Raw genomic sequence first — 17,031 nt, 5'->3', positions numbered from 1 at the left:
CGGCGCCACCGGCGCGACCGGCCCGCAGGGACTCAACGGCTTCGACGGCCCCACCGGCCCCACCGGCCCGCAGGGACTCAACGGCACCAACGGCATCGACGGCGCCACCGGCGCGACCGGCCCGCAGGGACTCAACGGCTTCGACGGCCCCACCGGCCCCACCGGCCCGCAGGGACTCAACGGCACCAACGGCACCAACGGCACCACCGGCCCCACCGGGCCCACCGGTGCGGCCGGTCCCATCGGCCAGTCCGGCCCCACGCAGACGTCGACGCTGGCCTCGGCCCCCCAGAATGTGCCCGCCGGCAGCACGGTGACGCTGCTCGGACCGTCGTGCACCGACCTTGTCGGGCCATCATTCGAGGCCGTCAGTGGCGGTTCGTTCCAGGTGACGGGTACGGGTCAGGTCCAGACGCTGTCGAGCTTGCCGGGTACGTCCTGGTCCGTCACCGTCGTCAACCCTGGCCCCGATGCCGCGACCGTCTCCGTAACGTCGGTCTGCCAGCTGACGACGCCCCCGACCCCCTGATCCCGGGCCAAGAGTCCGGCCGCCAGGGAACCTGCTTCCCCTGACCGCACGTTCCTCCCCTTGAAAACGGTCCGTGCCGCCCACCTGTCAGGTAGGCGGCACGGACCGTTTTCCCCATGCCCGATTCCCGACGGCGGGATCCGTCAACTCGTCCAGAATTCCCACCAACGCGTCAGAACGAGCATTCCGACGACTGCGATGTGCAGCACTGGCAGCACCCAGGTGAATTCGTCGAAGAACGCTCTCAGCGCGCGCGGCGCCGGCAGAAACGTGTTCCGTACGTTGAACGAGATCACGTACCAGAACAAGAGGATCGTGGCGGCCCACGCCAGAGCGCACCACAGGCACAGCGCGTTGATCCGGTACAGCGACTCGAACTGCAGCCACGACACGAAGCCGATCCCGAACAGGCACCCGGCATTGAAGGTCAGCCAGTACCAGCGGGGGAACACCGCGCCGGCCAGCAGACTCATGCCGACGCAGATCACGATGCCGTAGGCCACCAGGCCCAGCATCGGGTTGGGGAACCCGAAGACCGAAGCCTGGGAACTCTTCATCACACTGCCGCAGGACACCACCGGGTTCAGGCTGCAGCCGGGTGTGAAGTTCGGATTCTGAAGCAGCTTGAACTCGTCGATGGTGATGACCCAGGAGGCGAGCAGCCCGGCCGCCCCCGTGAGTACGAGCAGCAGGGCGAACCTCCGGCCTGCGCCCGCGGTTCTCACCATCAGCCGCGCAGGCTCCGGGCCGGCAGGACGACGTGCGCCGCCTTCTCCAGCGTCTCATCGGCGCCCGCGAACGCGGCCAGCGCCTCGGGGGCCAGGGGTCTGCCCGGTGCGGCCTCGGGCCAGGGACGGGTGGTGAACACGAGGTAGACGAAGCCTCGTTGGGCGACCGCCTCCAGCCACTGCGGCGGAGCGGTGCACTGGGCAGTGAGCTGAGGCATGTTGACGACCACCTGCCCGGCCTCGACCAGCAGGCTGACCGGCAGGCCGGGCTTCGCAACACCGTCGAGGAGGTCGCCGCCCACAGGCAGGCGGTTGCTCTCCAGCAACTGCCGTACAGCGACGGAGGATGCCTCGGGGCCGCCCACACCGTCGCCCAGGGTGTAGGCGAGCAGATAAGGCATATCTCCGCCGGGTGCCTCGCCGCTCCAGGCCAGTACGACGAGCGTGCCCAGGTCGGCGAGGCGCAGAGGACGGGTTTCGCTTGATGTTGAGGTCACCGCGCGACCCTATCGACGCTCCCGAAAGCTGCTCGGTGTCTTCTCACCCGGGTGGACGATGCCTCGAACGCTCTCCACACGAACGAGGGACGCCCCTCGACGCCCCTAGAACGCCGTCCCGGGAAGGTCAGCTCTGCAACGGCAGACCGCCCAGCAACGGGTTGTGCTGGTTCAGCACACCGGTCGCGCCTTTGACCGTGTTGAGCACGGAATCCTTGTTCTCCGTGTCGAGCGCGCTCGACTGGTGCCGCAGCGGCATCACGTCGATGGGGCCCTGGGTCAGCGTGTTGACGGCGCCGTTGAGGCTGGTGGGCGTCACGTCGGCGGCGTCGTAGGCGAACGCGGGTGCGGCGGCACCGGTGATGGCCATGGTTCCGGCAACGACAGCAACAGCCTTCAGGGACTTCATCATCTTCCTTTCCTCTGCAACTCATGTCACATCAGGGATTTCTGACGCCGTGCTCAACGATCTCCGGTCGGGACGGAAACCCCGGGGTGCAGAAGTTTCTGCACCCCGGGAGTCGTCATCCGATCGGAAAAAGAGAACAGCCGTTGCGCCGGCTGGGATATTCCGTCGCAACGGCTGTTCGACCGCTTCCCGTGATGTCTTACGTCGTCGGCACCGGCAGACCGGGCAGGCCGGGAAGGTCGGGCGCGGGCAGGCCGCCGACGAGCAGCGTGGCGGCGACATAGTGGACGAGGGCCGTCACCACGCCGGTGACCGCCGTGGCCACCTTGCCGACGTCCCCGGAGGTAACGGCATCGAGGAGACTTCCAGCGACTTCTGCAGGGCGGCGAGGGCGGCGCTCACGGCGTCCTTGGGCTGCGGATCGGCGATGTCCTTCGGGGTCGCGTCGGCGATGGCCTGCTTCACGGCATCGATGAGCTTGGTCGCCTCGGTCGTGGAGAGCCGGCCGTTGTCGGCCTTGAGCACGGTGTTGAGCAGGCCGGTGACCGGGTGGCCACGCCGCCGAGGTTGCCGAGGCTCTTGATCTGCGCCAGGAGCGCGTCCGCACCCGGGACGGGTGCATGGGATACCGCATGGCTGCGCTCGGACCGGTCCGGTGATCCGGCGCCCCACCCGCCCATTCGAGGCACCGCAAGTACGCCACAGAACAAGCGAACCGGCCGCCCTCCCGTGCGGGAGTGCGGCCGGCCGATGGAGTGCGAAGCGACGTCAGCTGTTGGAGCAGATGTTGCCGAACGCCGGGTTCAGCAGCCCGATGACGTCGACGGTGTTGCCGCAGGCGTTGATCGGGACGTGAACAGGGACCTGGATCACATTGCCCGACAGGACGCCCGGGGAGTTGCTGGCGCCACCGTTCGCGCCACTGTCGGCAGCGGCGATGCCGGCGGCGCCGGCAACGGCCGCAGCGGCGACGGAGGTAAGGACCAGGCCCTTCGCGATACGCGACATGGAGAGGTGCTCCTTGGGGTTGACACAAACATCCGGGCGAATGCCCGACGCTGTGTCAACGCGCGGCCCCGGCGGAGGTTGTGCCGCCAGAGGAGTGATCTGCCGATGAATCGGCCTCCACGGACGCCGGCAGGCGGTACAACGCCCGGCGCACAACCACGGCAGTGGACTGTGACCGGAGACGGCTGTGCATGGCCGAACCATGACGGCCTACCGCCTCGGCCCGGCTGCACGCTTCGCGCACAACCCGGCCTCCACGGCGGCGACCCAGTACCGGGATTACGGTGCCGGCCGGACACGGGGCCGTGAAGGAGGGCGATTCGGGCGTCGGCGAGACGGTGCCGGCGGGGGCGGAGCGGGGCGATGGCCCCGGTACGTCACTGACGGTCTGCCATGTGGATTGCTCACACATGGCAGACACATCGAGGGTGCTACGACTGGCCTGCTGCGGGTGCCGGGCACTCGGGCGTCCGGCACCGGCTGATCACCTGAAGTGCAGGGCTCGGCCTCGCCGGTACAGGATCATCCCTCCTACGATGAGCGCGGCGCTGACGCCCGAGGTCGCCAGCATGGTCCCACTGCCGGTCTCCGCCAGAGTGGCCCGGGATTCGCCACCCATGGGGGTGGCATCCGCCGGACGCGGCCGGTAGGTGGAGGAGGCGTATTGCGGCTCCTGGGAGGCCGTGCCGCGCTGGGGCTGTTCGGCGGGGGAGGGCGGCCGGGGAGCCGGAGTGCGAACGACGGGTGGGGTGTTCGCGACACCCGTCGGCAGGGGCGTCGGCGGGGACGTCGGCAGGGGCGTCTGCGGGGGCGTCTGCGGCGTCTGCGGGGGCGTCTGCGGCGTCTGCGGCGTCTGCGGCGTCTGCGGGGAGGCCGTGCCGCTGGAACCCGTTTGCCCCGGGATTCCCGGCGTGACTTGTCCGACCGAATTCGCCTGGTTGCCACAGGAGTTGCCGAACGCCGGGTTCAGCAGACCGATGACGTCTACCGAATTGCCGCAGGCGTTGATCGGTACATGGATCGGCACCTGCAGGGTGTTGCCCGAGAGCACGCCGGGCGAGTCCGAAGTGGCACCGCCGGCGAATGAGTCGGCGAGGGCGGGGATGTCGTACAGGGACAGAATGCTCGTCGCGGCGGCGGCCACGACCACTCCCCTGCTCAGGGTCTGTCGCAATCTCGTTGTCTTCCTGCTTGAAGAACTGGAAAAGCCGGCCTTGGAACGCAACAGGAGGTATCCAAGGCCGGCCGTGACGCAGCCGGTGGCCGGCGCGTCACGTCGTCACTGGTTGGTGCACGCGTTGCCGAACGCGGGGTTCAGCAGAGCGATGACGTTGACGGTGTTGCCGCACAGGTTCACGGGGACGTGCACGGGGATCTGGATCACATTGCCGGAGAGGACGCCCGGGGAGGTGGCGGCGGAACCGGTGGCGCCGGTGTCGGCGAAGGCCGGACCGGCCACGCCCAGGGCCATGATCGCGCCGGCGACGACTGCAGCGCTCTTCTTCATGAACTTTCCCTTCTCTCCAGTCATGCCTGTGTGGCGGCAGAAACCGAGCGAGCACAGCTTGAACGACTCGCACCATGACCGGCAGTTCTGAAACGAGGAATAGACAGCGGGGGAAACTGTGGAACGTGAGCCATTGAAGAATTCACCCAAATGCCTTTGTCGCATAAGATGAAATCGCTTGCTCACCCGAGCCGCGGCGGACCGAGGCCCGAAACGGCCCGGGTGTTGTGCGCGCGACGGCTCATTTGTTGTCGGCGCCGTTGCCCGACAGGACCGGGATGTCCTCCACGACGTGCGACAGCGGCTCGTCGCCCTTGGCCTGGGTCGAGTTCTCGGCACACTGCTGGTTCTGCGGTGCGGACAGGACCGGGATGTCCTGGACCGAGACCGGCACGACACCGACGATCGAACCGGCGTTGACCTTGGCGGGCAGTCCCACGCAGAGCTTGTTCAGCGAACCCTGGACCAGGGTGGCCTGCGGACTCAGGTTGCCCGTGGTCGCCGAGTTGGCGAACGTCTGCGAGGCGCCGGTGCCGCTCGTGGAGGTCGTGCCGGTGTCGTTGCCGATCGCCAGCGCCTGCGGTGCGGCGACGGCCGCCGCACCGACCACGGCCGCGGCGACCGCTGTCACGGACATTGCCTTCTTCAGCATTTCGCTTTCCTTTCCTGCAGAGACACGCGTTCCTGCTCCCGCATCAACCACAGGCAGGCATCTTGGTTTTGGCGATTCACCCGGTCGGGCTGTTCATTTTCCGGCGTGGGCCAACGGAGTGAACCGGCGGAACCACGCGGGGCCGGGGTAGTTGACCAGAGCGCTCCGGTGGACGGGGTTTTTCCAGAAGGGAACAGCAAGTGATCAAGAAGGTTCTGGCCACCGCCGCGGTCGCCGCTTCCGTCGTCGGCGCCTCGGCCGCCGCCGCCCCCACGGCGCTGGCCATCGGCAACGACACCGGCACCACGTCCGCCAGCGGCAACGACTCCGCGCAGGCGTTCGGCAACTCCGCGACGTACGGCAGCATGAGCCCCCAGATGGCGCTCATCCAGGGCTCGTTCAACAAGCCCTGCATCGGCCTGCCGGCCAAGGCCAACCTGGGCTCGCTCGTCGGTGTCGTGCCGGTCTCGGTCCAGGACATCCCGGTCCTGTCCGCGCCGCAGAACCAGCAGTGCGTCGAGAACTCGACCCAGGCCAAGGGCGACGAACCGCTCTCGCACATCTTGGACGACATCCCGGTCCTCTCCGGCAACGGCACCGGCAACAACTGAGCACCGCTCTCTCCGCCACGGCGGGTCACCGGATCACCGGTGGCCCGCCGTTCGCGCGTCCCGCGTGACGCCTAGAGCGGGGATGTTTGTCGCATCGTACGAGCACGCTGCGCCAAACGGGGCACGCCCCGCAACCCAGCCCGAGCTTGCCGCGTTGACGATCATGTAACTCCTCCCCGGAGTCCGCCTTTCGAAAGGGAATCAACATGAAGAAGCTGTGGGCAACCGCGGCGATCGCGGCTTCGGTCGTCGGCATCACGACCACGGCCGTCCCCCAGGCGCTCGCCATCGGTGACGACACCGGCACGACCTCCATGAGCGGCACCGGTGCTTCGCAGGACTTCGGCAACTCGGCGACGGTCGGCGACATGAGCCCGCAGCTCTCGCTGGTCCAGGGTTCCCTGAACAAGCCCTGCGTGGGACTGCCCGCCAAGGTCAACGCCGGTTCGCTCGTCGGTGTCGTGCCGGTCTCGGTCCAGGACATCCCGGTCCTGTCCGCACCGCAGAACCAGCAGTGCGTCGAGAACTCGACCCAGGCCAAGGGCGACGAACCGCTCTCGCACATCCTGGACGACATCTCGGCCCTGTCCGGCAACGGCACCGGCAACAGCTGAGCCACCGCTCCGCCGCGGCGGGTCACCGGGTTCTCCGGTGGCCCGCCGTTCGCGTGTCACTTCCGGTACAGGGCCTCGATCTGCTCCGCGTACGCCGCCGTGACCGCGTGCCGCTTGACCTTCAGGGACGGGGTCAGCAGACCGTTGTCCTCGGTGAACTCGCCCTCGACCAGCGTGAAGGCGCGAATCGACTCGGCGCGCGAGACGGCCTGGTTGGCGTAGTCGACGGCCCTTTGCACATCGGCGCGCAGCTCGTCGTCGCGCACCAGCTCGGACAGCGGGGTGTCGGCGGGCCGCTTGCGCACGGACAGCCAGTGGGCGACCGCCTCGGGGTCGAGGGTGACGAGAGCGGCGACGAAGGGCCGGTTGTCACCGACGACGATGCACTGCCCGACCGGCGGGCGGCTGCGCAGCCGGTCCTCCAGGACGGCCGGGGAGACGTTCTTGCCGCCGGAGGTGACGAGGATGTCCTTCTTGCGGCCGGTGATGGTGAGATAGCCGTCGTCGTCGAGCGAGCCGAGGTCACCTGTGGCGAACCAGTCTCCCCCGGACTCCGTCCGGGGGGACCGCCAAAGGACCGCATCCGTGGCCGCCGGGTTGTTCCAGTACGAGCCGAAGACCAGACCGCCCTTGATCAGCACCTCACCGTCGTCGGCGATGCGGATCGCCGCGCCCGGAACCGGCTGACCGACCGTGCCGGGGCGGGGTTGCAGCGGGGGCACGATGGTCGCGGCGGCCGTCGTCTCGGTCAGGCCGTAGCCCTCGTAGACGATGATTCCGGCCGCATAGAAGAAGAGGTTGAGGTTGCGGTCGAGCGGGGAGCCGCCGCTGATGGCGTACCGCATACGGCCGCCGAGTTCCTTGCGTATACGGCGGTAGACCAGCAGGTCGTACAGGCCCCAGGCGGCGTACAGGCCGGGGCCGGGGCCTTTCCCTGTGCCCAGGAACTTGTTCAGGTAGGACTCGCCGAAGCGGACGGCGATGCGGTCCGCGCGGTCGAAAGAGGCACCGCGGCCGATCTTCTCGGCGGTGGCGCGGCCGGTGTCGTGGATCTTCTCGAAGAGGTACGGCACGCCGACCAGGAAGGTGGGGCGGAACTCCCGTAGCGCCGGGCGGAGTTCGTCGGGCTTGATGCTCGGGAAGTGGCCGATCTCGATGCGCGCCATGAGGCAGGCGATCTGCAGGGCGCGGCCGAGGATGTGGGCGAGCGGCAGGAAGAGCAGGGTGGACGCGGTCTGGCCGGTGACCTCGGTGAAGACGGGGTGCAGCAGCTGCACCGTGTTGGCCGCCTCGGCGTGCAGGTTGGCGTGGGTGAGGACGCAGCCCTTGGGCCGGCCGGTGGTGCCGGACGTATAGCAGAGGGTGGCGACGGTGTCGGGGGTCAGGGCTTCGCGGCGCTTGGTGACCTCCTCGTCGGGGACGTCCCGGCCGAGGGTGGTGAGCTCGGCGAGGGCGCCTTCGTCGAGGGTCCACACGTGGGGCGGTTCGGGGTGGCCGACGGTGCCCGTGTTGACGGTGGCGCTGTTCTCGGAAGTCTCGGTGACGACGTACCGGGCGCCGGAGTCGCGGACGATCCACTCCACCTGCTCGGCGGAGGAGGTGGCGTAGATCGGCACGGTCTGGCCGCCAGCCGCCCAGATCGCGAAGTCCAGGACCGTCCACTCGTAGCGGGTGCGGGACATCACCGCGACGCGGCCGCCCGGTTCGAGGCCGGCCGCGATGAGGCCCTTGGCGGTGTCCGTGACGTCACGGGCGAACGCGGCCGCCGTGACCGGGCGCCAGCCACCCGCCTCGCGGCGGCGCAGGATCACGGCGTCGGGCGCCTCGGCCGCGTTGGCGAAGGGCAGGTCGGCGGTGGACCCGGAGGCCGCCTGCGGCACGAGGGCCGGGGTACGGGCCTCGCGTACTACGCCGTGCTCGTCCCTGACGGTCTCCACCTGCGTACGGGCCGCCAGGTCGCTGCGCTTCCTGGCCCGCTTCAGATCCTTGCGTACGCCCATGACGGCTCCCGGTCGCGGCCTCGGATTCACTCAAGTTACTTACTTTGAAGTCAACTTACTCACACGTAATAGGTGGTCAACGGTTTCGACAGGACCGGACCGGCGCGCTAGCCGTCGGCGCGACGGGCCTGTCCGATCGCCTCGGCCAGCTGTCGTACGGCCGTGTCCTCGGTCTTCGTCGCCAAGTCGTCGGCGCGGTCCTGGAGTTCACCGAGGCTGGGGTCGCCGGGCAGGACGCGCCAGCGGTCGTCGCCCGAGCGCAGGGCGTCGGCGAAGTAGGCGGCGACTGCGGTGACCTGGAAGCGCGGGGTCGCGCTCCACACGGAGTCCTTCAGGGCGCCGGCCTCCAGCTCGCCCGACTCCTCGTGCGGGTCGCGGCTGTCGGGGTCGAGCCAGCGGACGGTGGCCGTGGCGAGGTGGCCGTCTGCGCCGGGCCTGGTGCGGACCGCGTAGAGGGCGGTCACGGTGTGGCCGGGGCCGACCTCGCCCCCGTCGACGCGGTCGTTGCGGAAGTCGTCGTCGGCGACCCGGCGGTCGTCGTAGCCGACGAGGCGGAACTCGGCGACCGTGTGTGGATCGAAGGCGACCTGGGCCTTGGCGTCGCGGGCGGTCAGCTCGATGTTCTGCGGGAGCTGCTCGCAGAACACCTTGGTGGCGTCGTCGTTGTCGGACACGTAGGCCGTGTGTCCGTCGCCCTTGTCGGCGAGGCGTTCCATGAGGGCGTCGCCGTAGTCGCTGCCCACGCCGACGCCGAACAGGGTGATGCCGTACTCGCGGCGATCGGAGGCGATGCGTTCGAGGATGGAGTCGGGGTCGGTGTCGCCGTCGTTGGCGAGTGCGTCGGAGACGAGGACGACCCGGTTGGTCGCGCCCTTGCGCAGGCCCTCGACGGCGGTGGCGTAGCCGGTCTCGACGCCCGCGGAGAGGTCGGTCGAACTCTGCGTCTCCAGGCCGTCGATCGCGTCGTGGATCTCGCCGCGGTGGCCGTCGAGCCGGGTCATCGGGAGGACGGTCTCGGCCTCGTCGCTGAAGGTGACGATCGCGACCGAGTCGTCGTCGCGCAGCCGGTCCGTCATCGTGTCGAGGGACTCCTTGGCCAGGTCGAGGCGGCCCGGCTCGGACATGGACCCGGAGACGTCGACCACGAACGTGAGGGCGGCGGGCGGGCGTTCACCCTGTTCCGCATTGCGGGTGGCGAGTCCGACCCGCACCAGGGACCAGTTCCGCTCGTTGGTGCGGGCGCCGTCGACGGTGACCGTGAATCCGTTGCCGTCAGGACGCCGGTAGTCCTGGCGGAAGCTGTTGACGAATTCCTCCGGGCGGATCGTCGACGGGGCGGGCCGCCGGCCGTCGGCGAGCGTGCGGCGCGCATAGCCGTAGGACGCGGTGTCGACGTCCAGGGCGAAGGTGGAGAGGTAGTCGGCGGAGGCGCGCTCCTTGGAGTCGGCCGCCTCGCCGTCGTTCTGTTCGCCCGAGGCCGAGCCCTGGCTCTGGGCGGGGGCGGGCGCGGGCAGACCGCCCGAACGCTTCGAGCTGTCGTAACTGCGCTCGCTGATGCCGCCGCCCCCGCCGCAGGCCGTCAGCAGCAGTGCGCCCATCGCCGTGAGGGCGAGCAGCGCGCCCCGCGCCCGCCGTGTCCCGTACCGATCCATCTCCACTGCCCCCTGTGCCGGTTGACGTCGACCTTCTGTGACTGTGACGGCGTACGGCGGGGGAACGTGCGGTACGGAGCGTTGCGGAACGATCTCAAAGAGGGCACGGCGCAGGGCCGTCGAGACCGGTGGGTGATCCTCCGGTGACCTAGGAGACGATGTCCTTGCGGGCGAAACCCCGGAAGGCCAGGGCGAACAGCACGAGCGCGTACGTTATCGAAATCGCCGCGCCCTGGATCATGCCGGACCACTCGGGATGCGGCTGTACGGCGTCGGCCCAGGCGAACTGCCAGTGCGCGGGCAGGAAGTCGCGCCAGTGGCCGAGGGCGGTGACGGCGTCCAGGACGTTGCCGACGATGGTCAGGCCGACCGCGCCGCCGACCGCGCCCAGCGGAGCGTCCGTCTTCGTCGACAGCCAGAACGCCAGCCCGGCGGTGACCAGTTGGGACACGAAGATGTACGCCACGACCACCACGAGGCGCTGCGCCGCCGTGCCCGGGTCGAGCGCGCCGCCGGTGGGGATCTCCAGCGGGCCCCAGCCGTAGGCCGCCGTGCCGACGGCGATGGCCACGAGCGGGAGCAGGATCATCGCAACGAGGCTGAGCCCGAGTCCGACGACGAGCTTGGACCACAGCAGGCGGGCCCGGGGCACGGGGGCGGCGAGCAGATAGCGCAGGGAGGACCAGCCGGCCTCCGAGGCCACGGTGTCCCCGCAGAACAGGGCGACGGGGATCACCAGCAGGAAGCCCGCCGACACGAACAGGTTCACCGCGGCGAAGTTGGCACCGGACGCGGTGGCCGTGTCCAGCAGGGTGACCTGGCCGTTGCGTCCGCCCGGCTCGCCACCGATCGCGAAGGCGACGAGCAGCACGAACGGCAGCACGGCGAGGATCGCGCCCATGACCAGCGTGCGCCGCCGCTTCAGCTGGCGGACCAGCTCCACCCTCAGGGGCAGGGTCCGTCCCGCCCGATAGCCGGCGGCGACCTCGACGGGCTCGGCGACCGTACTCACTCGGAACCTCCGATCAGGGTGAGGAAGGCATCCTCGAGACGGCGGTGGGGGCCGACCGACTCCACCGGCACGTCGAGCCGGACGAGTTCGGCGACCAGACGGACTGGGCTGCCCGTGGCATCGAGACGAACGAGGAGTCCGTCGTCGGTGCGGACGGCCGAGGCCACGCCGGTGAGCGCGGCCACCTTCTCGACGACCGGTTCCTCCACGGGCGTGGCGGTGCCCACGAGCAGGGTGTCGCCCGAGCCGATGATCTCGGCCACCGGGCCCGCCTGGACCAGGCGGCCGCGGTCCATCACCACCAGGTGGGTGCAGGACTGCTCGACCTCCGCGAGGAGATGGCTGGAGACGATCACCGTGCGGCCCGCGGCCGCGTAGCGGATCATCACCTTGCGCATCTCGCGGATCTGGGGCGGGTCGAGGCCGTTGGTCGGCTCGTCCAGGATCAGCAGGTCGGGCAGGCCGAGCATGGCCTGGGCGATGGCGAGGCGCTGGCGCATGCCCTGGGAGTAGGTGCGGACGGCGCGGGCGAGGGCGTCGCCGAGGCCCGCGATCTCCAGTGCCTCCTCCAGGTGGGCGTCCTCGGGCGGGCGGCCGGTCGCCTGCCAGTACAGCTCCAGGTTCTCGCGCCCGGACAGGTGCGGCAGGAAGCCCGCGCCCTCCACGAACGCGCCGACCCGCGACAGCACCGGCGCGCCCGGCCGGATCGCGTGGCCGAAGACGCGGATCTCGCCGCCGTCCGGCTTGATGAGGCCCATCAGCATGCGCAGGGTCGTCGTCTTGCCCGCGCCGTTCGGCCCGAGCAGCCCCAGTACCTGGCCCTTCTCGACGCGGAAGGACAGCTCCCGTACCGCGTACCGGTCGGACGAGCGGGCGTACCGCTTGCTCAAGTCGGTTATCTGCAGCGGGACTTCGGCGAGGGTGGGGTCGGGCGGCGCCGGAGCCGCCGTACGCCGGCGGCCGGTCAGCAGCAGGGCCAGGGCGAGCAGCGCGCCGGCTCCCGGCAGCCACCACACCCAGGCGGGCAGCGGCGCGGCGGCCGTGGTCACGCCGGGTGCCGTTGGGACGCTCAGGTCGCCCTTCAGGGAGACGGTGTACGTCGCCGGGGCCACCGGTGAGGCGTAGCCGAGGTCGGTCGAGGCGAGGACCAGGCGCAGGCGGTGGCCCTTCTGCACGTCGTGGTCGATCGCCGGGAGCGTGACGGTGACGTCCTTGCCGGACTTGGCTCCCTCGACGCGCAGGGGGGCGACCAGTTGGGAGGGCAGCACCTGCTGGGTGCCGCCGGGCGAGACGTCGTACACCTTCCCGAAGAGGACGGCGTCGTCGCTCGTCGACGTCACGTGCACGGTCGCCGTCGGCGATCCGGTGATCCGCAGGTCGCTCCTGACCGGGGCCGAGTCGAACCTGGCGTACTGGCCGGGGAAGTCGAGGGAGACGCCGAGGCCGAGGGCGGACAGCTGGGCGAGGCCGCCGGTGCCGCCGAGGCCGGGCAGGGCGGAGACGCCGGGCGGGCTGGCTCCGGCCGGGTTGGCGACGTGCTGCGCGCCGCCGGTCAGCGCGATCCGGCGCCGGTCGCTCTCCAGGCCGGGGTAGGTGTCCGCGCTCGCGCCCCGCAGCAGGGCGGCGCCGTCGGTGGAGTCGACGCCTCCGGTGCGGGTGATGCGGAAGGCCGGGCCGGTGGCGGCGCCCTTGTCGTCCTTGAGGTAGCGGTCGAACCAGGCCGTCACCCGGTCCTGGACGCGGCCGGTCTCCAGGTCGCCGCCGTCGTGCCCGCCCGCGATCCAGTCGACGTCGACCGGGGAGCCGTTCGCCCGGATCGCCTTCGCGGCGGCGTCGGACTGGGCGAGCGTGAACAGGGAGTCGGTCTGGCCCTGGAGCAGGAGGGTGGGCACCTTGATGCGGGCGCCGACGGCAGAGGGCGAGCGCTCGTCCAGGAGCTTGCGGGCGGCCGCGTCCGGCTTGCCCGACTCGGCGACCCGGTTGTACATCGCGCAGAGCGCGGGCTCGAACTGGGCGCACCCGCCGCCGGTGTTGAAGAAGATCCCGGCCCACAGCTTCTTGAAGACGCCGCCGGGGAACAGGGCGTCCGCGAGGTTCCAGTAGGTGATCGCCGGGGCGATGGCGTCCACCCGGTCGTCGTACCCGGCGGCCAGCAGGGAGATCGCGCCGCCGTACGAGGCGCCGGCCACGCCCACGCGCGGGTCGCCGCTCCGGTCCAACTGGACCTGGGGCTGCGTCGCCAGCCAGTCGATGAGCCGGGAGACATCGGCGACCTCGTGCTTCGGGTCGTTCAGGCCGATCTTCCCGGTCGACCTGCCGAAGCCGCGCGCGGACCAGGTCAGCACGGCGTAACCATCGCGTGCTAGGTCCTCGGCCTCCTGCCGTACGTCGGTCTTGCTGCCGCCGAAGCCGTGCGCCAGCAGGACGGCGGGGCGGCGGCCGGTGGCGGCGGAGGTGAAGTACGAGGTGTCGAGGCGCACCCCGTCGCCCACGTCCATGACCCGGTCGGCGCGGCGCACGGCGGGCACGTCGTCGGAAGCGGCGACGGCCGTCCACGTACCGGCCCCCGCGAGCACGACGACGGCGGCCACGGCGGCCAGCACCCGCCGCGGCCGCCGCAGCAGCACCCAGCTCACTTTCGCCTCCGGGGCAGTCGAAGATCCATGCCCTCAACGGTACGGGCCGCCACCGACAACCGATGCAGCCGCCGGTCTGAACCCCCGCCCCTCCCCGAGGAGTACGAGCCTGACGCCATGTACACCAGCCGTGGTACGAAGGCTCATGGAGATTCGCCGTGCCGGCTCCGTCGCCGAAGTCGCCGCCGCCGAGCATCTGTTCGATCATCCCGTCCGTACCGCATGGGCCGAGCGCTTCCTGACGGCGGCCGGACACCATCTCTTTCTCGCCTACGAGGACGGCGAGGACACCCCCGTCGGCTTTGTCAGCGGCGTCGAGACGATCCACCCCGACAAGGGCACCGAGATGTTCCTGTACGAGCTCGCGGTCGCGGACCCGTACCGGCGCCGGGGAATCGGGCGGGCGTTGATCGGCCGGCTGGCCGCGCTGGGCCGGGAGCTGGGCTGCTACGGCATGTGGGTCCTCATCGACGCCGGGAACGACGTCGCCCTTGCCGCCTATCGCAGTGCGGGCGGAAAGGACGAGGGGTCGTGCTCGGTGGTGACGTGGGACTTCTGACGCGGCTTACGCCTGCACGTCCTCGGGGATCGACACCAGCCAGCGGGTCTCGCGGCGCGGGCGGAGGTAGAAGACCCAGTAGAGGGTGGCCACGGCCGTGATGCCACCGGTCCACAGCAGGTAGCTCGCCTCCTGCTGGCTGAGGATGTACGCGAGGACGGCGATCAGCAGCACCGGCATCGCGGGCCACAGCGGCATGCGCCAGGCGGGCGTGTGCTTGTGGGAGCCACGCCGGGCCAGCAGGGCGGCGACCGCGACGAGGAGGTACATGCCGGTCACGGAGACGCCCGTGACGCCGTACAGGGTGTCCAGGTTGACGAAGCACAGCAGTGCGCCGGGGACGCCCACCGCGAGCGTGGCGACCCAGGGGGAGCCGAAGCGGCCGAGCTTGGAGAAGACGTTGTTGACCGGCTCGGGCCAGGCCTTGTCGCGGGCCGAGGCGAACAGGACCCGGGAGTTCTGGATGACCATGACGATGCCCGCGTTGATGATCGCGAGGGCCACGCAGAGGCTGACGAAGGTGCCGACGGCCGAGTTGGACCAGGCGGTGACCATGGAGCTGATGTCGCCGCCGGTCAGCTCCTTGAGGTCGGAGGCGCCGAGCGTGATGGCGACGACCGGGACCAGGATGATCACGGAGGAGATGGCCAGGGTGGCGAGGACCGTGCGGGCGACGTTGCGGCGCGGGTTCTCCAGCTCCTCGGAGAGGTAGACGGCGGTCGAGAAGCCCTGGGTGACGAAGAGGGCGATCGCGAGGCCGGAGACGACCAGCATGGCCGTCACGGTGTCCGTGTGCCCGTTCGCGCCGGCCACCTGCATCGAGGTGAGGCTGCCGAGGCCGCGGTGGCCGTGCGTGAAGCCGAGCAGGGCGACGACACCGGCGGCGATGACCTCCAGGACCAGGAAGATGCCGGTGATCCAGGCGTTGGCGCGCAGGTCGAGCAGGCCGGCGAGGGTGGCGAGCAGCATCACGCCGGCGCCGGCCATGGCCGGGTCGAGGTGGACGATCGGGGCGAGATAGTCGGCGGTGCCCATCGCGATGACCGGCGGCACGATCATCACGACCAGGAGAGAGAGGACGAAGACGAGCCAGCCCGCGAGGCGTCCGGCCATCGTCGACACCATGGCGTACTCGCCGCCCGCGCTGGGGATGAGGGTGCCCAGCTCCGAGTAGCAGAACGCCACGGCGATACAGAGGAGGGAGCCGATGGCGATCGTCAGGGCGGTGGCGGTGCCGAGCGAGCCGAACAGGTCGGGCACGACGACGAAGAGCGTGGAGGCGGGGGTGACGCACGAGAGGGTCAGGAGAGTGGCCCCCGTGACCCCGATGGAGCGCCTCAGCCCCGGCGAGGGGGCGGTCGCGGCCTCGGCCACGGACTTCTCAAGCGTGTCGGTCATGGAGGGGTTCCGATCGGCTCGTGCGGTGGTGGTTCGGGCGGGAGCGCTATCGCCTCCGGCGGCTCGCGTCGTACGTCTCTTGTTCTCGCTCCCGGCGCTGATGGAATCCCAACGAAAACCGGCGCGTCAATAGGTGTTTACCTACGGAATCCGTAGCTCAACGACGCCGTTGATCGCGTATCCGACACTTTCACGCAGTCTCCTGGGCGAGTTGTGTGCGTACGACATTCGCAGGGAGGGCGTTAAAAAAACGTCAGGAGATCCGGTATCCGGACGCCGAAAATGCGGTGGCATCGATGTCAGAAGGCCCCGCTAGGGTCGTCGATCACCAACGGCACACAGAATTTTCGGGGTGGGGACACATGAAGCTTCGGCACACCGCTGCCTGGGTGGGGTTCACGGCGGTGACACTGCTCGCGGCCTCCGCGTGCGGAACCGAGGGCGCGAGGTCGGCGGCCAAGGCCGTGAGCAACGGCGACAAGATCATGGCGGCGCTGGCACGCGCGACGGACCGGACGGAGAAGGTGGGATCCGCGCAGGTCAGGATGGTGACCAATGTCGGCACCGGCAAGCCGATCAGCATGGACGGCACATACTCCTGGGGCCACGGGTACGCGTTCGACGTCCAGATGGACACCAAGGCCGCGAACATGCAGTCCGTCCAGGACGACCCGACGATCCGCACGCTGCTGGTCGACGGCGCCTACTACTACGACGTCGACCCGCTGCCCTCCGGCCCGTACAAGGGCAAGGAGTGGATGAAGGTCGACAGCTCCGCGGTGCTCGGCGAGAAGGGCTCCCAGGCCCTGCGCGGGGACAACGGCAGTCCGTCGGCGTCCATGAAGGGTCTGAAGTACGCGAACGACGTCGAGGACCTCGGCTCGCAGACCGTGAACGGGCAGCGCACGACTCACTACCGGGCCGTGATCGACCAGGCCCACATGGGCAAGTTCAAGGAGGCGTACGGCGGCAAGGACAGTGCGGTGGGCTCGCTGACCGGTGGCACGACATCCATCACCATGGACGTCTGGGTCGGTCCGAAGGACCTTCCGGTGCGGCTGAAGGAGAAGTTCGGCGCCGGCACCGTGACCATGGACTTCGACAAGTTCGGCGACACGGCGACGATCACGGCGCCGCCGGCCTCGCAGACCGCCGACGTCACCGAGCTGCTGAAGAAACAGCGGCAGGGCTGAGCCCCGGCGTGACGGCGGTCGCCCCG

General features: G+C 69.9%; 18 protein-coding genes and 1 pseudogene. 5 read left to right on the top strand and 14 right to left on the bottom strand.

Annotated elements, in window-relative coordinates:
* Positions 1 to 529: pseudogene (locus ACFYXB_RS18810) on the top strand (exosporium protein); the annotation flags it as partial.
* A gap of 143 nt (positions 530 to 672) precedes the next feature.
* Here ACFYXB_RS18810 and ACFYXB_RS18805 read toward each other — a convergent pair.
* The 9 genes from ACFYXB_RS18805 to ACFYXB_RS18765 form a co-directional block, all read right to left on the bottom strand.
* On the bottom strand, positions 673 to 1,257 hold the full coding sequence (locus ACFYXB_RS18805) for a vitamin K epoxide reductase family protein (protein WP_389583497.1): 585 nt from the start codon (positions 1,255 to 1,257) through the stop codon (positions 673 to 675).
* Positions 1,257 to 1,754: a DUF5949 family protein gene (locus ACFYXB_RS18800; RefSeq protein WP_389583495.1), complete on the bottom strand. Its 498-nt coding sequence runs from the start codon at positions 1,752 to 1,754 to the stop codon at positions 1,257 to 1,259. Before ACFYXB_RS18800 ends, ACFYXB_RS18805 begins: the two co-directional genes overlap by 1 nt.
* 127 nt (positions 1,755 to 1,881) lie before the next feature.
* The gene (locus ACFYXB_RS18795) at positions 1,882 to 2,163 is read right to left on the bottom strand and encodes a hypothetical protein (protein ID WP_389583678.1); all 282 of its coding nucleotides are present in this window, start codon (positions 2,161 to 2,163) and stop codon (positions 1,882 to 1,884) included.
* Positions 2,164 to 2,362: 199 nt separating this feature from the next.
* Positions 2,363 to 2,488 carry a hypothetical protein gene (locus ACFYXB_RS18790; RefSeq protein ID WP_389583493.1) on the bottom strand — a complete coding sequence of 42 codons (126 nt, stop codon included), beginning with the start codon at positions 2,486 to 2,488 and terminating at the stop codon, positions 2,363 to 2,365.
* A complete protein-coding gene (locus tag ACFYXB_RS18785; RefSeq protein WP_389583492.1) occupies positions 2,461 to 2,688 on the bottom strand; it encodes a hypothetical protein in 228 nt (75 codons plus the stop codon). The genes ACFYXB_RS18790 and ACFYXB_RS18785 overlap by 28 nt, the downstream gene beginning before the upstream one ends.
* A gap of 243 nt (positions 2,689 to 2,931) precedes the next feature.
* Entirely contained in the window at positions 2,932 to 3,171 is a 240-nt protein-coding gene (locus ACFYXB_RS18780; RefSeq protein ID WP_389583490.1) for a chaplin, read from the bottom strand.
* A 484-nt stretch (positions 3,172 to 3,655) separates the two neighbouring features.
* Positions 3,656 to 4,345 carry a chaplin gene (locus ACFYXB_RS18775; protein WP_389583488.1) on the bottom strand — a complete coding sequence of 230 codons (690 nt, stop codon included), beginning with the start codon at positions 4,343 to 4,345 and terminating at the stop codon, positions 3,656 to 3,658.
* A 105-nt stretch (positions 4,346 to 4,450) separates the two neighbouring features.
* Positions 4,451 to 4,678: a chaplin gene (locus ACFYXB_RS18770; protein WP_389583486.1), complete on the bottom strand. Its 228-nt coding sequence runs from the start codon at positions 4,676 to 4,678 to the stop codon at positions 4,451 to 4,453.
* Between the two features lie 241 nt (positions 4,679 to 4,919).
* A complete protein-coding gene (locus ACFYXB_RS18765) occupies positions 4,920 to 5,330 on the bottom strand; it encodes a rodlin (RefSeq protein ID WP_389583484.1) in 411 nt (136 codons plus the stop codon).
* A 200-nt stretch (positions 5,331 to 5,530) separates the two neighbouring features.
* On the opposite strand from ACFYXB_RS18765, the gene ACFYXB_RS18760 reads away from it, so the two are divergent.
* Together ACFYXB_RS18760 and ACFYXB_RS18755 are read left to right on the top strand one after the other, a co-directional pair.
* Entirely contained in the window at positions 5,531 to 5,941 is a 411-nt protein-coding gene (locus tag ACFYXB_RS18760; RefSeq protein WP_389583481.1) for a rodlin, read from the top strand.
* A gap of 206 nt (positions 5,942 to 6,147) precedes the next feature.
* Positions 6,148 to 6,555 (top strand): rodlin, encoded by a 408-nt coding sequence (locus ACFYXB_RS18755; protein WP_389583479.1) that lies wholly within the window; start codon positions 6,148 to 6,150, stop codon positions 6,553 to 6,555.
* A gap of 56 nt (positions 6,556 to 6,611) precedes the next feature.
* Here ACFYXB_RS18755 and ACFYXB_RS18750 read toward each other — a convergent pair whose 3' ends face one another.
* The 4 genes from ACFYXB_RS18750 to ACFYXB_RS18735 all read right to left on the bottom strand — a co-directional run bounded on the left by ACFYXB_RS18750 (position 6,612) and on the right by ACFYXB_RS18735 (position 13,855).
* Positions 6,612 to 8,555: an AMP-dependent synthetase/ligase gene (locus ACFYXB_RS18750; protein WP_389583476.1), complete on the bottom strand. Its 1,944-nt coding sequence runs from the start codon at positions 8,553 to 8,555 to the stop codon at positions 6,612 to 6,614.
* A 107-nt stretch (positions 8,556 to 8,662) separates the two neighbouring features.
* Entirely contained in the window at positions 8,663 to 10,207 is a 1,545-nt protein-coding gene (locus ACFYXB_RS18745; RefSeq protein ID WP_389583474.1) for a von Willebrand factor type A domain-containing protein, read from the bottom strand.
* A 148-nt stretch (positions 10,208 to 10,355) separates the two neighbouring features.
* Positions 10,356 to 11,219, bottom strand: coding sequence for an ABC transporter permease (locus ACFYXB_RS18740; RefSeq protein WP_389583472.1), 864 nt, complete (start codon positions 11,217 to 11,219; stop codon positions 10,356 to 10,358).
* A complete protein-coding gene (locus ACFYXB_RS18735) occupies positions 11,216 to 13,855 on the bottom strand; it encodes a CocE/NonD family hydrolase (RefSeq protein WP_389583470.1) in 2,640 nt (879 codons plus the stop codon). The genes ACFYXB_RS18740 and ACFYXB_RS18735 overlap by 4 nt, the downstream gene beginning before the upstream one ends.
* 145 nt (positions 13,856 to 14,000) lie before the next feature.
* On the opposite strand from ACFYXB_RS18735, the gene ACFYXB_RS18730 reads away from it, so the two are divergent.
* Positions 14,001 to 14,414: a GNAT family N-acetyltransferase gene (locus ACFYXB_RS18730; protein ID WP_351356215.1), complete on the top strand. Its 414-nt coding sequence runs from the start codon at positions 14,001 to 14,003 to the stop codon at positions 14,412 to 14,414.
* 6 nt (positions 14,415 to 14,420) lie between these two features.
* Here ACFYXB_RS18730 and ACFYXB_RS18725 read toward each other — a convergent pair whose 3' ends face one another.
* Positions 14,421 to 15,812, bottom strand: a complete 1,392-nt coding sequence (locus tag ACFYXB_RS18725) for an APC family permease (protein ID WP_389583467.1) — start codon at positions 15,810 to 15,812, stop codon at positions 14,421 to 14,423.
* Between the two features lie 362 nt (positions 15,813 to 16,174).
* Here ACFYXB_RS18725 and ACFYXB_RS18720 point away from each other — a divergent pair, with 362 nt between their 5' ends.
* A complete protein-coding gene (locus ACFYXB_RS18720; RefSeq protein ID WP_389583464.1) occupies positions 16,175 to 17,005 on the top strand; it encodes a hypothetical protein in 831 nt (276 codons plus the stop codon).
* Positions 17,006 to 17,031 lie beyond the last annotated feature (26 nt).

This window comes from Streptomyces sp. NPDC002619, assembly GCF_042889305.1.
Lineage (GTDB): Bacteria > Actinomycetota > Actinomycetes > Streptomycetales > Streptomycetaceae > Streptomyces.
This window is presented reverse-complemented; position numbering and strand designations above follow the sequence as displayed.